We start from the raw sequence: 15,385 nt of genomic DNA on the forward strand, positions 1-15,385 counted from the left end.
TTTATGTTGGATGATTTCAATGATTAGATGTCCGGGGCTTTCAAAAGGTTACACCCATACTGTATGTATTATATCGGAGCCACACCAAAAGCTCCCGCAAGTTCAGTGAACCTGCGGGAGCTGTTATCTTAGGATATAAAAGTCTTTAAGGGGCTAAAAGTACGCAATAACACTTCGGATTGATAACTCACAGCCAGTAGTCCTTCTTTCAAAAAACCAGCTGCCGCAGTTCAATTATCTTTTAACTGCTTCTGCTTATCACGAAGCTTCTCGGGCGTTACATCGTTTCCGGCGGGATCCACGATGCTTAATCCCGAGAAGGTGCTGAGTACTTGTCCGCGAATTTCAAGCAAATATTCTTGGCGCAGGACCTGTTGCTCGTCTTTTTCCGCTGACGTGAGTGTGCCCTCCCGCTGTTTTTGGGCCAATTGATTAATCCGGGTTAAGCTTTGAATCATGAATATCGCCTCTTTTCCGTTGAATTCATTTCGTATTTTATCTTAATATAAAGATATAATATTTCAAGACATTTGTCAATACTCCCCTTTCCCACTTCCACCTCATAGTCGCCCAATTCCTTGATCGACAGCGCTGTCCTGGCTCAAACTTTATATTTCGGGTTTATTCATTTGCCATTCGTGGTTAATGTTAGTAGTGAAAACTTGGTTTTCACAGCATACTAACAAACAGGTCCTTTATCCCTTAGGAAAAATTACTTATTCCTTTCTGATGAACTTGCAATATAATAGAAGAACTTAACTCTAAACTACTGGGGGACCGTCTATGAAGTCTACGCAAAACATCCCGGCAACGGGGAAAAACGACCGTTTTTCTTCAGCTGGTTTTATTCTGGCCGCGATCGGGAGCTCTGTCGGTCTCGGTAACATGTGGAAGTTCCCTTATATTACGGGCGAAAATGGCGGGGCAGCTTTCTTCCTGCTCTTCATCATCTGTCTCATCGTCGTTGGTTTGCCTGTTCTGCTGGCAGAGCTCGCCATCGGACGAGCCGGACGGGGAAGTGCAGCCACTTCCTTCGTGAAAGCCGGCGGTCCCAAAGCTTTCGGGCGTCTGGGACTGCTCCAGGTTATTGCTCCGTTTCTCATTCTGACTTTCTACGTTATCGTGGCTGGCTGGACGCTTCATTACGCAGTGATGTCCTTTAGCGGCAGCCTGTACAGCAATACGGACTTCGGTGGTCAGTTCAGCACATTTACGGAGGGCTACATGCCGATTGTATGGCAGGTGGTTGCTATTGCAATCACAGCATGGGTCGTGGCAAAAGGCATCTCCGGAGGCATTGAGAAATTCAACAAGGTGCTGATCCCTGGCCTGATCATTCTGCTGGTTGTGTTGATGATTCGGGCGGTGACCTTGCCGGGAGCCGGGGAAGGCGTGTCCTTCTTCCTGAATCCTGACTTCTCGAAGCTGAGTCCGGAAGCGGCACTGGTCGCGTTAGGACATGCCTTCTTCTCGCTATCGCTGGGTATGGGGATTCTGCTGACGTATGGAGCTTACGTGGATAAGCGGCAATCGCTAGGTCCGGCAACCCTTGCCATCGGTGCAGGTGACCTGATCTATGCGTTTATTGCGGGTCTCATTATTTTCCCGACTACCGCTTCCTTCGGTATCGAGCCGGATTCCGGACCTTCGCTTGTCTTTATTGCACTGCCGGCTGCCTTCTCGGCCATGCCATTGGGTGCTTTTTTCGGAGGGTTATTCTTTGTCCTTCTAGCTATTGCCGCACTGACCTCCTCTGTATCCCTGCTGGAGGTGCCTACCTCTTACGTCATGGACCGCTGGGGTTGGGGACGGACCAAATCCGTCATGATCATCGGTGCGTTGGTTATGCTGGTTGGTCTTCCCTCCGCGCTATCATTCGGCATCTTACCAGGACTAACCAATATAGGCGGCAAAAGCTTCTTTGATTGGCTGGATTTCATCACAGCTAATATCCTGCTTCCTGTCGGGGGATTAATTACGACGATCTTCGCGGGTTATTTCTGGAAGAGGGCTGCCGATGCCGCTGGTCTGAAGGCTGGCTGGTTCCGGGTATGGCTGTTCATGCTCCGTTATATTGCGCCAGTGCTTGTACTTCTGGTGCTGCTCCATACAACGGGTCTTATCAAGTTTGAATAGGTTGGCCACAAGGCAATCTCTTAGCCTCTTGCGGGCGAACGAGGTTGCCTTTTTTATTCCCTTGCCCCAGGTTTACAAATTGAGAGTGTTCTGAAAACGACATTATCGATATCAACTTGATGGGGATCAGAAAATTCCAGTAAAAAAAAGGTGGAGCAAGTCATGAATTTTGAGTATATATTTGGTGTTGGATTAACCTTAATTCAGTACCTCCTGCTGTTCTTCTGGGCCTATTGGATGCTTATCAGTCTCTTTGGCTTTGGCAAACCGAAGAGACTGAAAGAACATGAGCCTGAGAAACGATTCCTTCTTATGGTTCCAGCGCACAACGAAGAAGCGGTAATTGGACACCTGGTAGAGAATCTTCACAACATGGATTACCCGAGGGATCTCTATGAAGTGTGTGTTATTGCTGATGGATGCAAGGATAGAACAAGTGAAATCGCTAGAAAACTCGGTGCAACCGTTATTGAACATACATACCTGCCAGGAGAGCGAAAGGGAAAACCATATGGAATCAAATATGCGATTGAGCAGTATGGAGATCGGTTAATCCATGAGTTTGACGGTATCGCTTTCTTTGATGCTGACAACCTCGTTTCGTTAAACTATTTAAGGGAAATGAATAACCACTTATTGAACGGGGATAAATTAATACAATGTTACCTGGATTCCAAGAATCCGAATGACAACTGGGTGACCATAGGCTACTCCGTAAGCTACATTTTCATGAACCGCTCCTGGCAGCTTGCCAAGTCCCGGTTAGGCTTAGGAAATGCCATCGGCGGAACGGGGTTCTGCGTAGATACGACCCTATTCCAAACGATCGGCTGGACTGCTCGTTCCTTAACGGAGGATCTTGAGTTTACGATGCAGTGCTTGCTTGAAGGCGTACCCGCTAGGTGGTGTCATTTTGCACGCGTGTACGATGAGAAGCCGGAGAGTTTCAGATCCTCCTGCATTCAACGTCTCCGTTGGGCAAGAGGGCACTGGGATGTCTGTTTCAAATACGCTCACAGATTAATGTGGCGATTCGTCACCAGACTGGACTTTAAAGCCTTTGATGGTTTGATGTACCTGATTAATCCTGGAAAAATTGTATTAAGTGCAACCACAAGTCTGCTTGTGTTCATATCTATGGCTACCGACTTATTAGATGCTCATCATTTGATTCCTTGGCAAGTATGGGTGATATGCTTGTTGTTCCAATTCATTTACGTAGGATACGCTCAGTTCCTCGATTCGAAGAATAAAGTCAGCATTTTCCGAAGCTATGTGTACCTGTACTTCTTCAATCTGACTTACGTACCGCTATTTCTTTGGTCACTCATCACCATGAAGAACGTCAACTGGAATCCAACAAAGCATACAAGAGCCCTTCAGTTGAGCGAGATTGAAGTGGATCAATAGCAATGTACATAGTGGATGAATATCACCAAAGCCGCAGGGAGCCTAGGCTCCCTGCGGCTTGCATTTCATCAGACCCATGACAAAGACTAGCAAACCAGGCTTTTAGCTCCAATACGCTAAGCGTGTGTTTCTCCTTTTTAAGCTGCTGAAACTACTATATATTTCGGACATTCCGCCAGCAATCGCTATTTCCCGAGAAATAATGACAAGCGCTCAGACCAATCTAAATTTATTATAAAATTAATTTTCATATTGAATGATAACTTACTAACATTTCCAGGATGAAGTAAAGAAACTATCGCCAAAAAAACCCGACACACTCTCAAATTGAAAGTCCATCGGGCTACCATTTACCATTATTCATCACCACTCGATTATTACAGCATCGCTTGCAGCCGGACGATCGCCTGTGCCCGATCCACCACTTCCAATTTGCTGTAGAGATTACTAATATAATTACGGGCAGTACCTTCGGCGATGTGCAGCATATCTGCGATTTCCCGGTTGTTCAGCCCCTGGACCATCAGTCTTGCCAATCCCTCTTCCCTATCGGTCAATCGGATTCGATCCAGCCGGTTTCTCCGCATCACAGGATGGCCCTCCGTCATTTTGCTCATCCTTGCCGCCAATTTGGCTGCAACCGGAGCAGGAAGGATAAATTGGCCCGCGACCGTATCACGGATCGAGGCAATCATTTTATCTGCATCCATATCCTTCAACATATAACCGTTCGCTCCATGCGCCATTCCTTCTACAATGTAATCCGTCTCAATAAACGTAGTCAGAATGAGAATATAAATATCCGGATGGCTCTGCTTAATGTGCTTCAGGGCTTGAATGCCGTCCATGACGGGCATTTGAATATCGAGCAGCACGAGCCTGGGACGGAGTGTCTCCACCATTTCGCAAGCTTCTTCTCCGTTCTTGGCTGCACCGACCACCTCCATGTCATCTTCCAGATCCAGAATCGTCCGAAGGCCTTCCCGTGTTAACAGCTGGTCATCAGCAACTACAATCGTGATTTTTTCCATTCCTTTTCCCCAATCCATTGCATTTGGTAAGGCAAATCAATCCACAGCATACAACCCTGTCCAGGTCTGGAATCGACCGACAAGCTGCCTCCCAGTTGTTCAACACGTTCTCTCATCGCTTTCAGTCCAAAACCCATCACAATCATGCGAGCTCCAATGCCATAATCCTGAAGCCTGAACTCCAGCCTATCTCCCACAGGCATCAGGCTAAAATGAAATTCCTTGCTTCCCCCATGACGGATTCCGTTAGTCAAGCCCTCCTGCAGCGCATGATAGATCGTCTTCTTGTAAGCCGTGGATAGCCACTCGGGCAGATCGTGGATAGCCGCATGAATGATGACGCCCGTATTTCGCTCCGTGTCCCGGATCAGCTCGTGGAGCATGTTGGCAAGGTCTGCATACTTGTCCTCCTTCAACATGTGCACGGAGCCCCGTATTTCATTCAGGCTGTGCCGAACCAGATCCTGTGCCTCATTCAGCCGCTGAACACCGCCCTGCATGTCCTTATAGAGCAGCCTCTTTCCGGCTTCAATCTGCAGAATCGTCGACGTAAGCGTGTGCCCAACAATATCATGAATTTCTTGAGCAATGCGATTCCGCTCCTCATAGACAGAGGCCTCTGCCAATGCAGCGGATGTTTCCCGCATCGAGCGCTCCAGGCTTCGCGTTCTCTCCTCCACTTGCTGCTCCAGATTCTCCTTCAAATATTGGATTCCGGTATATAACTTAGCATTAGCAATCGAGATGGCGCATTGCGAGCCCAGCAGCTTCAGTACATCCAGCCGCTGTGGTGTAAATACGCTTCGTGACAGCTTGCTCTCCAAGTAGAGCACGCTGATCGACTTGCTGCTCTATATCAGATGCAGCACTTCCCTGCACTATGAAATCAAAAGATTCATCCCGTAATGGACAAAACGAATGGTGAAAACAGACCTCCTGTCAGAAGGTCTGTTTTCATGGCCTTGCATATTACTGCCAAGCATACCTTCCATTAGTTCCCCCATCTTCCGAAACAAACACCTCTTTCTATGTATTAATGATGTTTTTCATCGTTGTACCGAACACATATCATTTAATATAATGGAAGGGTCGTTCGACAAATAGTGAGTGCTGTCATCAAATTGTCATGTGACATTGATCCGTTGTTGGCGTGATGTAAGGTGTTTACCAAGTATTCGTGCCGCATCGTGCAGATTACTCAGGGTCAGGGGAAGTGCTTTCGGGTTTCTTCTTCTCTTGAGGAGCTTCTTCCAGTTTGAATTTATGGATGTCAATTCCTAGCTGAATACAAACGTCTTCTATTTTCAGATTAATAGTCATACATCACCCCAATGTACTCGCTATGACCTTACTTGTTATCCATCGATTGAAATCATGTTTCGTATCCAAAGCTAGGCGCCTTATGTCTCCTAAATATAATGCAAGATCCGGTGACACCAATAGTGTGCGTTGTCATCAATATTGTCATATGACATCCACCTCGATTTGGTTAATAAGGGAATAAATGCAATAAAAGAACACTGATTATATTGCTCTTTTATTTATTTTCCACGCCATATTTTCAATACGGCACCCGCTTTAGTCAGCATCATGCCGCTCGTTGCCAGCAATGAGTGAATTCCAGTTCCTAGTCAATCCCTCCCTCACCCAGCCGGTTCATCCCGTCCCACACAAACCCCGAATCTGAGTGTTGTCCCGAACCATGTCTGTTAGTCTTTGAATCGCCTCTATAAGTTCTGTAGTTGGAAATAACGAGTTTATCACAGATTTCGGAGAGGACTTTCCATTTGAGGGGAACGAAAAAGATCCCTCATCCGTTTTACACGGTATAAGGGATCCCTTCTATAATGTGTATCTGCATCCATCCGGGCAAAACCGCCCATGGACGGACATTCTATGGTCACTTACGCCTGAACCTCTGCTGCTTCCACTGCCCAGTTGATAAATGTTTCTGTGCTCTCAAGGCGTTGACCGTCCAGCTCAACGACAATGTTCCAGCCCTGAGGATTGCGAACGGTCACGATCCGTCCAGCTCCCGCTTGCTGCGGTGCAATAGAGATATCCAGCTCGGCTTCACCTATCTTGAGATTGCTCAAGCTGCACTCACGATCCGACCACGAGGTTGGAAGCTGAGGCTTGATATGGACCGTCTTCGCATGCGCACTTGGCGTCACGCCGAAGAAGTGGCGGATAACCGGAACCGTGAGGGCATACAGCGTCCATGCCTGTACCACGCAGCCGTAATCCGGGGACATCTCGGAAAAAGAGCCCGGGAGCACTTTCGAGAAGGACCCCAGCATTCTGCGCAGCAGTGCCAGCGCCTCGTCCGGATGGCCGTTGGCCGCTTCCGCTACCGCATGAACACCCGTCGAGATCGTCATGGTGCCTTGCTTATAGATCCCTGCAAGATAGGTGCCGTACTCTCCAATGAAGATGTCGGAACGCATAGTTTCAAGCGCCCGCTCGGCCTTCTCCGGATCGGCGATTCGGGTCTCCATCGGCGTCACGATGACCCAGTTCTTGTTAAGCAGCCATCCACGGTCAGCCTTCGCATCTTTGGCTTCCGTTAACATCTTCTCCAGGTACTCGCGATATCCCTGAATCCCTTCCTTCTCCGCCAGGGAAACCATATAATCGACCTTCGGTTCTATATCGCTTCTCGAAGCAACCGCATCTGCGTACAAACCTTCCGACTCGCACCAGTACACTTCGTTAATGGCGCGTACTGCCCGGTCTGCAAGCTCATTATACTTCTTCGCGTTCTCTTCCTCGCCCAGATACCTGCTCATGTCCACCATGGCCTGCAGAGCCTGCGCGGTATACACCGCACTGTCGATCAGTTCCATGTTAAGGCCTGCAATCTCAATGATGCCATAACCCGAAGGGAACAGGTCCCCGTCCGGATCCATTTCTTGCAGAAGCCAATCGATACCCTTCACGCAATAGCGGTAATGGCGCTGCAGCAGCTCTTCATCTCCCGTCCAGCGGAACAGCTCCCATACAAAAGCGATATAATGAGCCGTCTCCTGGGTATTCCCCGGGTTCGATACGGCGCCCATGGTCGTGATCTCATGCACGATTCTGCCGTTGCCGTTGGCTTCCTCCGATTTTTGCAGCAGAAGATTCAGCGTATCATTCGCCAGCTGTGCATCCCCGATAGCAAGCACGCCTTGAAGGGAGTACGTATTGTCGCATCCAAACCACCACGGATAGGTAGGTCCCCCGGCAGTTAAGCCGCGTCCAATTCCATCCACCTTCTGCACCAGCCACTGATTGTTCCACTTGGCCCATTTAAAGGCTTCATTCAGCAGATCCTCACCGGCGATTTCCAGCTTCGCGCGGTTCTCCACTACTTCATACAGTGCCTTCTTCTTCTGAAGAAGCTCCTCATGCGAAGAGACAAGCTTGTTATATACCGCTGCACTCTCCTCCTGAGATTCGTAGGAACCGGCAACAAACAAACGGAATTGCAGTGTCTCCTTCTCCTGAAGCTCGATCACTCCGCTCCGGAAGACGACACCCGTCCCGTTTCCGGCCGTAAACTCCGGCCCGTACACGGAGGCTCCCGTCTCTACCTCGGTCCCCGGTAAATCCGTACCGATCTGGACATACCAGTCATGGGCGCTGTCCTTCACCGCAACGGTTCGTTCGGAAGACAGGATGACTTCATCCTGTTCGCCGTCTATAATGCCGATTTCATCGGAGAACCAAACGGGACGAAGATCGGTACGAGCCAGCAGCTCCAGCTTCAGCCGCGTGGTTCCTTTTCCATAGGACAGCAGCTGGTAATCGGCCACCATTCCTTTTTCCAGCTCAGGGGCGAACTGAACACGCTCCAGCCGGACCGGAATATGGCCAAGGCCATGATCGTATTGGAACCGGCTGCCCCAAGGCTCACTCGTGAAGCTGTCCGAGCGGGACCAAACCGAAATGTTGCGGTCGATGTCCGTGATTCTCAGCCAGAAGCCATCCAGCAGCTTGATCGGGTGAAGCCATACACCGCCCATCTCGTTAGCGACATGGTGTCCGAAATCCGGGAAATAGCCATCCTGGGTTCCGCAGATTTTCATATACTCACCGGCGTTATAGTATAGATTGAAGGGGTGTCTGCTATTTAATCCTGATGTACCCTGCATGTCAGCCTCCTATGGCATCCATCCGATCAACCTTTAATCGCTGAGGAGATGGATATGCCTTCGATGAAATATTTTTGTGCCAGGAAAAATACGATTAATGCCGGCAGCATAATCAGAATCGTAGCCGCCATCAGCATGTTCCATTCGACGTTATACAATCCCTTAAACATGGAAAGACCCAGTGCCAGCGTATATTTATCACTGGAGTTCAGATAGATGAGCGGTCCCTGAAAATCATTCCAGACGCCCATGAAGGTAAAGATCGATACAGCAATCAGCGGTGCCACCGACAGCGGCAGAACAATCCGGGTAAAGATCTGGAACCGGTTGGCTCCATCCACAAAGGCGGACTCGTCCAGGTCCCGGGGAATGCCGCGCATGAACTGGCGGATCAGAAATATATTAAAGGCTCCGCCACCAAAAAACGCAGGAATGATCAGCGGCAGGAAGGTATCCACCCAACCGATCTCCTTAAACATAATGAACATCGGAATCATCGTAACCTGGGAAGGCAGCATCATCGTTGCCAGCAGCACCAGGAACAGCGTTCGTTTGCCTTTGAAGTTAAATCTTGCGAATCCGTAAGCACAGATGGCCGAAGATAATACGGTTCCGATTAAGACCGGAATCAGAATCATGACGGTGTTGCCCAGGAACTTGAAGAATGGTACGGCCTGCACGGCATCCCGGTAGTTGGTCCAATGCCACACGGTCGGGAAGAAGTTATCTTTGAACACCTCGGCCGGTGATTTCAGTGAGGTGAAGAAGGTCCACAGTAACGGCACAATGACGATAAGAGCCCCGGTAATGAGCGCCAGCATGGACAGGATATGCGGCAGGCTGATACGCTTGGCAGATTGATTCATGAATGACGCCTCCTTTAATCCTTATCATCGTCGCCCTGGTAATACACCCACATGGACGAGCTTCGAATGACAATCAGAGTAAATACAAGAATGATGACAAACAAGATCCAGGATAATGCCGAGGCATAACCCATCTCATAATCCTGAAACGCCTTGTTATAAAGATACAGGTTATAGAACAATGTAGAATTGAGCGGACCTCCGTTGGTCATGACAAAAGCTTGGGTGAAGTATTGGAACCCGCCGATAATCCCCATGATCAGGTTGAAGAATACCGTTGGCGATATCATCGGCAGCGTGATGCTGAAGAACCTCCGGATACGTCCGGCACCGTCCAGTTCGGCTGCTTCATGCATATCCTCCGGTACGCTTTGCAAGCCGGACAGATAAATAATGATGGTATTGCCGACACCCCAGATTCCCATTACAATGAGTGCTCCGAGCGCATAGGACGGGTCTTGGAGCCAAGCCGGGCCCTGGATGCCGAACCATCCAAGCGCTTTGTTCAATATCCCGTATTCGGGATTGAAGATCATCACCCACATCATCGATACGGCAACGGCTGGAATGACGGACGGCATGAAATAAATCAAGCGGAATACGTTCATGCCGCGGCTGCGCATATTGAGCAGCACCGCTATCAACAAGGACACGATTTGGTAGAGCGGCACCGATATCAGTGCAAATATAAAGGTTACCTTGAGCGATTGATAGAACAATTCGTCATGGAAAATCGCCTTGAAGTTGTCCAGCCCAACCCACTCGATCGATTGCACGCCCGTGATGATGTCCCACTTGCTAAAGGCTAGCAGCAGTGAGAACAGCATCGGGCCAATCGTAAACAGCAGAAGTCCCAGAAGCCATGGCATGATGTACAAGTAGCCGGCCCAATCCGATTTTGACTTTCGCATAACAGCCTCCTTGATGAAGCAGGTGAAGCGCATGATTATGCGCTTCACCTGTCATTTTTACTTGATTTTGCTATCCACGTTTTTCGCGGCTTCATCCAAAGCGCCTTTCACATCCTGCTGCTTCAGCAAAATCTTCTCCATGGCTTTGGTGAATTCCTCAACAAAAATCGGGCCATGGGTAGAACGCAAGGTGACTGGCTTCTTCGCATAATCCATCATTTCAATAACCGGCTTGTCCGCAACTTCGTTAGCTTTCACTTCTTCCAGTTCCGTTACGGTTGCTGGAAGAACCTTGCCGTTCTCGGAGCGAAGCTTCTGGGCTTCGGTACCAGACAACCATTTCAACAGCTCATAAGCTTCCTGTTTGTGTTTGCCGTTCGCATTGATCGCCCAACCTGCACTAGCGATAATGCTGGTGCGTGTTCCGTCCTCGCCGGTCGGAATCAGGGCTGAGCCGTATTCCACGTCCGATTTGTCCAGGTCCGTCTTCACCCAGCGGCCTGTTACCATCATGGCTAATTTATCCGTCATGAACATAGAGGAGTCACCGCCAAGCGTCTCGGCATCCTGAGGCGTAGGCGATACGCGGTCTTCGCCTTGCGACAGCGCCACATATTTTTCAATAGCGGCTACCGTCTTCTCACCGTTCATGAACCCTTCGGCTTGCGTTCCATCTTCATTCGCTATATCTGTTCCATGATCCCAGAGGTACGTGTAAATCGGATATTCCCACTTGCCGGCATTGAAGCCGAATTCGGTATATTTATTGCCTTCCTTCTTGGTCAGTTTCTTGGAAGTTTCGATCAATTGGTCCCATGTCCAGTCATTGGACGGGTATTCCAGGCCAGCTTCATCAAACATGCGTTTGTTGTACCAGAGCGCCAGCGGATTGAAATCCTTCGGCAGATAGTACTGCTTGCCGTTGATGTTCATATTGTCGATCAGATCCTTCTGGAATATATCCAGACTGAAATCACTATCCTTGCTCAAGTAGTCATCGAGCGGTTCCACAACACCTTTTTCAACATATTTGAAGTAATCGCCTTCGCCGATCAGGAACACGTCGGGTGCTTGTCCGGCTGCAAGTGAAGTTGTCAATTTCGTGCCATAGCCTTCACTTGGAATCGGCTCGAATTTCACCTGAATATCCGGGTGAGCTTTATTGAATTCATCAGCAAGCTTCTGCTCATTCGCGCTGGCGTTCACATCCCCCCATACGGTAAAAGTCAGGTTGACCTTCTCGCCTGCAGCCTCGTTGCCAGAATCCCCGCTCTTACCGCCGCAAGCGGATAATGCCAAAGCCGCGATGATGACCATACTAAGCATTGTTGACCATTTCCAATTCTTTTTCATTGAATGACCCTCCTGAATGTTCAATATTGGATTTGAAGCTCTGTTGAGAACTTGATAGGGTTGCCGTGAATGACCAGCTGCACTTCCTGATCCGAATTTGCGGTCAGCGTCAAGGTCTCCCGGTTGATATGGACCTCCAAACGCTGCCCCTGCCAGTACAGCGGGAAGGAAAGCTCATCCCATGCCTTGGGCAGATTCGGATTCATATGCAGCTCTCCGCCAAGCATGCGGACCCCTGCGAACCCCAGCACGACGCATTCCCATATGCCGCCAAGTGAAGCGGAGTGAATACCGGCATCAGAAGAATACATGTACGGCCCCAGATCGATTTGCGAAGCCCGTTCAAACAGCTGATAGGCCAGATCCCGATCACCAAAGTCATTCGCCAGAATGCTGTGCGTTGACATGGAGAGGGAGGAATCATGAAGCGTTTTCGGCTCATAGTAGTCATAATTCGCTCGCTTCACTTCTGGCGTGAATTGATCCTCCAGCAGAAAGAACAGCATCATAATATCAGCCTGCTTGGATACCTGCATTTCCCCAACCTGATCCAGGTTATAGTCGTCGAAGATGCTGCCTACCTTGCTCTGCAACTTATATGGTGTTAAATCGATGAGTTTCTTCTGTAAGTACGTGTCATCCTGCGGGATAATCCCGTCCTGGTTTGGCTGTGGCAAATAGATTTGCTCAATCTTGCTCTGCCACTCATTCATAGCTTCCTCCAGTTCCAGCTTCCCGTTCAGCGATTGGAACAAGTCAGCATTCGAATCTTGGAGACTGTGATAGTATTCCATAGCCAGTCGAATATTAAAGGAAGCCATATAATTCGTGAATGCGTTATTGTCCACATGCTCCTTGTACTCATCCGGGCCCACTACCTCATTGATTTCATATACACCCTTGGCTTCGTTCCACTCCAGACGGCTGGCCCAGAATTTAGCGGTATCAAATATCATCTCGTAGCCGTATCGGTCCATAAAGTCCTGATCGCCTGTCGCTTTGTAATAGTGCCATACCGCATAAGCAATGTCGGATGTAATATGCTGTTCTATGAAACCGGACCAAATCTTAATCTGCTTGCCGGTTACGATATCCACCTGTCCCCACTCCGGCGTGACTTCGCCATCGCTTGGCCAAGCGGCCTCCCAAGGATACATCGCCCCTGTGAAGCCGTTCTCAACCGCTTTTGCTCTGGCGCCTTCCAGACCGAGATAGCGATACTCCAGCAAAGAGCGGGCGACCTCGGGATGGGTATAGATGTAGAATGGCAGGATGAAAATTTCCGTATCCCAGAAGGAATGACCCTTGTATCCCTCTCCGCTGAGCCCCTTGGCGCCGATGCCCATTCGCCGGTCATGTGCCGGTGTCATGATCACCAGATGATATATGGCAAACCGGACAGCCAGCTGATCGAAGGAGTTCGAAGATTGAATGGATACGTTGTATTGCTCCCAAACCTTGCTCCAGGCTAATTGATGTTCTGCAAAAAGCGGATCGTAACCAGCAGAATGGAACGCTTTCAATTCAGCCAGTGCATGCTGCCGAATATCGTCAAGGCTGGTTCCTTCAGCAAATTCACGGTCACGGCTTGTGAATACGGTTGCCATCTTCTCGAATTCGAGACAATCGCCCGCCGCTACATCAAATGCATAGGATACGGCCACTTTACGACGATCGATATCCATCTTGGGGGCTGTATCAATCTCTTGTTGATTTAACCGGAGTCGATGCGCCGCACCATGGACGAAATCCACCTTGGACTCGGTTGTCGTCTGAATCAGCTCAAGGAAGGTTTTATCGTAAATCCGCTTCTCACCCTCGTGGAAATGCTGACTGCCGCTGTTGCTGACCTGCCCGTCGATACCGGAGTTAATTACCAGTGTTATGCCCTCGTTCAGAGGAGTTATGCTAACCTTCAAACCGATCTGGTGCAGCTTGGCTAATGAGACAAAGCGCCTGAACTCAAATCGGATTTTCTTGCCCTCGTATTCCCAGATAAAACTTCGCACGAGCTCTGCATCGCGAATGTTCAGCATTCGCTCATACTCGGTCACCGTTCCCAGCTCCAGCGAGAACCTTGTACCGTCTATCCGGATGTCAAGTCGCGTAATATCCGCCGTATTCGGAAGCTCCGTCACCTCGAATTCATCGAATTTATTAAATGTGCCGTTAACGAACAGGTTTCTCTTCTCCCCGATATACGACTCTTCCGCAGCTGATCGGAGACCCATATATCCATTCCCAAGCGACATAATCGCTTCACACTTGCCTAAAGCCAGCGGATTGAATTGCACCTCGGCAAATGACCATTTCTTCAAATCTTCAGACTGTACCTCGTTGTAACTCAGCATGGTTGTCATCCTCTCCAACTGTTTTTTCTCTATTTTCTGTAAGCGATACCTAAATCGTTTTCGATACTGCTAAAAAAATACCGAAAACGATTTCGAAATGAGCCTAAAATAAAAGCTTTCTTCACACGAAAACGTTTTCGATAACATTATTGCACCATTATTGTCTCTCTGTCAACAATTTCGAAAGAAAGAATTTTGTGATATCCTGGCGTTTGATTTTCCAGCATCTTGATGACTTCCTCAAATGCCGAATAGCCGATTCTTGTGAAGTCCTGCCTGACCGTTGACAATCTGGGAGTCGTATAACTGGAGAGTACGATATCGTCAAAGCCCATGATGGAGATATCCTCCGGAATTCTAATGTTCAGCTCGCGGCAGCGCGTCATAAATCCGATGGCCATCAGATCACTGGATATAAAAACTGCGGTCAGATTCGGATGCCTCTCCAAGTACGGCTCGGTAGCCTCATACGCTACTTGTTCACTGAAATCCGCTTCGATTACCCGCTTCGGATCATATACGAGTCCCGCCTCTTCAAGTGCTTCCCGGTATCCCTGAAGACGCTGCACGCTAACCGCTGCAAAATTGTGCCCATTGATCATACCGATCTCACGGTGCCCTTTATCAATTAGATACTCCACGGCTTTTCTGGCGGCGCCTACGTTGTCCGTAATGACCGATCCGGTATGGGGACCGACAATGTCTGCATCCACTACCATGCATGGAAACTCACTGTTCACCAGCTCGTCAAAATATGGATCCGTTGTACGTAGTCCGGAAATCACAACGCCGGCAATTTTGTTTTCCTTACAGAACTGCCAGTACGATTTATCCTGCTGTTCAGACAAACTACGCGTATAGATCACCACTTCATATTGATAATGCTGTGCTGCCGCATAGACGCCGGTCATGATTTGGAACATAACGCCATCCTTGCCGTTTGCCTGTTCAAAGTTCGATATGATCAGCGCAATGGTCTTGGTGACCTTGTGCTTAAGGTTTTTGGCAAGGCGATTCGGGAAATAGTTCAGCTCCTGCGCAGCCTTCATAACCTTTTCTTTGGTGGTTTCGCTTACATCGGAATAGCCGTTCAGAGTCTTGGAAACGGCTGAAATCGATACATTCGCCAGCTTGGCCACATCTTTGATTGACACCATTTATATCACCACTACCATTCGTTAGATTCACATA

Annotated in this window: 11 protein-coding genes; 2 read left to right on the forward strand and 9 right to left on the reverse strand. The window is 48.9% G+C overall.

Going from position 1 to position 15,385, the window contains the following annotated elements; all coding sequences use genetic code 11:
- Nucleotides 1–230: 230 nt before the first annotated feature.
- Complete coding sequence (locus PGL02S_RS26660; protein ID WP_006207747.1) at nt 231–458, reverse strand: DUF896 domain-containing protein; 228 nt, start codon at nt 456–458, stop codon at nt 231–233.
- Between the two features lie 325 nt (nt 459–783).
- Between PGL02S_RS26660 and PGL02S_RS26665 the strand changes: the two genes are divergently transcribed.
- Together PGL02S_RS26665 and PGL02S_RS26670 are read left to right on the forward strand one after the other, a co-directional pair.
- The gene (locus PGL02S_RS26665) at nt 784–2,136 is read left to right on the forward strand and encodes a sodium-dependent transporter (RefSeq protein WP_036636474.1); all 1,353 of its coding nucleotides are present in this window, start codon (nt 784–786) and stop codon (nt 2,134–2,136) included.
- A 162-nt stretch (nt 2,137–2,298) separates the two neighbouring features.
- Nucleotides 2,299–3,546: a glycosyltransferase family 2 protein gene (locus PGL02S_RS26670; RefSeq protein WP_036636471.1), complete on the forward strand. Its 1,248-nt coding sequence runs from the start codon at nt 2,299–2,301 to the stop codon at nt 3,544–3,546.
- Nucleotides 3,547–3,923: 377 nt separating this feature from the next.
- Here PGL02S_RS26670 and PGL02S_RS26675 read toward each other — a convergent pair whose 3' ends face one another.
- From PGL02S_RS26675 to PGL02S_RS26710, 8 genes are all read right to left on the reverse strand, one after another.
- A complete protein-coding gene (locus PGL02S_RS26675; RefSeq protein WP_036636469.1) occupies nt 3,924–4,577 on the reverse strand; it encodes a response regulator in 654 nt (217 codons plus the stop codon).
- Nucleotides 4,556–5,410: a sensor histidine kinase gene (locus tag PGL02S_RS26680; protein ID WP_006207743.1), complete on the reverse strand. Its 855-nt coding sequence runs from the start codon at nt 5,408–5,410 to the stop codon at nt 4,556–4,558. Before PGL02S_RS26680 ends, PGL02S_RS26675 begins: the two co-directional genes overlap by 22 nt.
- 1,071 nt (nt 5,411–6,481) lie before the next feature.
- The gene (locus PGL02S_RS26685) at nt 6,482–8,713 is read right to left on the reverse strand and encodes an alpha-L-rhamnosidase-related protein (RefSeq protein WP_036636467.1); all 2,232 of its coding nucleotides are present in this window, start codon (nt 8,711–8,713) and stop codon (nt 6,482–6,484) included.
- A 26-nt stretch (nt 8,714–8,739) separates the two neighbouring features.
- Nucleotides 8,740–9,579 carry a carbohydrate ABC transporter permease gene (locus PGL02S_RS26690; RefSeq protein ID WP_006207740.1) on the reverse strand — a complete coding sequence of 280 codons (840 nt, stop codon included), beginning with the start codon at nt 9,577–9,579 and terminating at the stop codon, nt 8,740–8,742.
- Between the two features lie 14 nt (nt 9,580–9,593).
- Entirely contained in the window at nt 9,594–10,490 is an 897-nt protein-coding gene (locus PGL02S_RS26695) for a carbohydrate ABC transporter permease (protein ID WP_228029896.1), read from the reverse strand.
- Between the two features lie 57 nt (nt 10,491–10,547).
- Nucleotides 10,548–11,843 (reverse strand): ABC transporter substrate-binding protein, encoded by a 1,296-nt coding sequence (locus PGL02S_RS26700; RefSeq protein ID WP_036636461.1) that lies wholly within the window; start codon nt 11,841–11,843, stop codon nt 10,548–10,550.
- A gap of 20 nt (nt 11,844–11,863) precedes the next feature.
- Nucleotides 11,864–14,194, reverse strand: coding sequence for a glycoside hydrolase family 65 protein (locus PGL02S_RS26705; RefSeq protein ID WP_036636458.1), 2,331 nt, complete (start codon nt 14,192–14,194; stop codon nt 11,864–11,866).
- A gap of 146 nt (nt 14,195–14,340) precedes the next feature.
- Complete coding sequence (locus PGL02S_RS26710; protein WP_006207736.1) at nt 14,341–15,351, reverse strand: LacI family DNA-binding transcriptional regulator; 1,011 nt, start codon at nt 15,349–15,351, stop codon at nt 14,341–14,343.
- Between the last annotated feature and the right edge of the window lie 34 nt (nt 15,352–15,385).

Origin of the sequence: Paenibacillus glucanolyticus NBRC 15330, from assembly GCF_004000885.1 — a bacterium.
Classification (GTDB): domain Bacteria; phylum Bacillota; class Bacilli; order Paenibacillales; family Paenibacillaceae; genus Paenibacillus_AQ; species Paenibacillus_AQ glucanolyticus.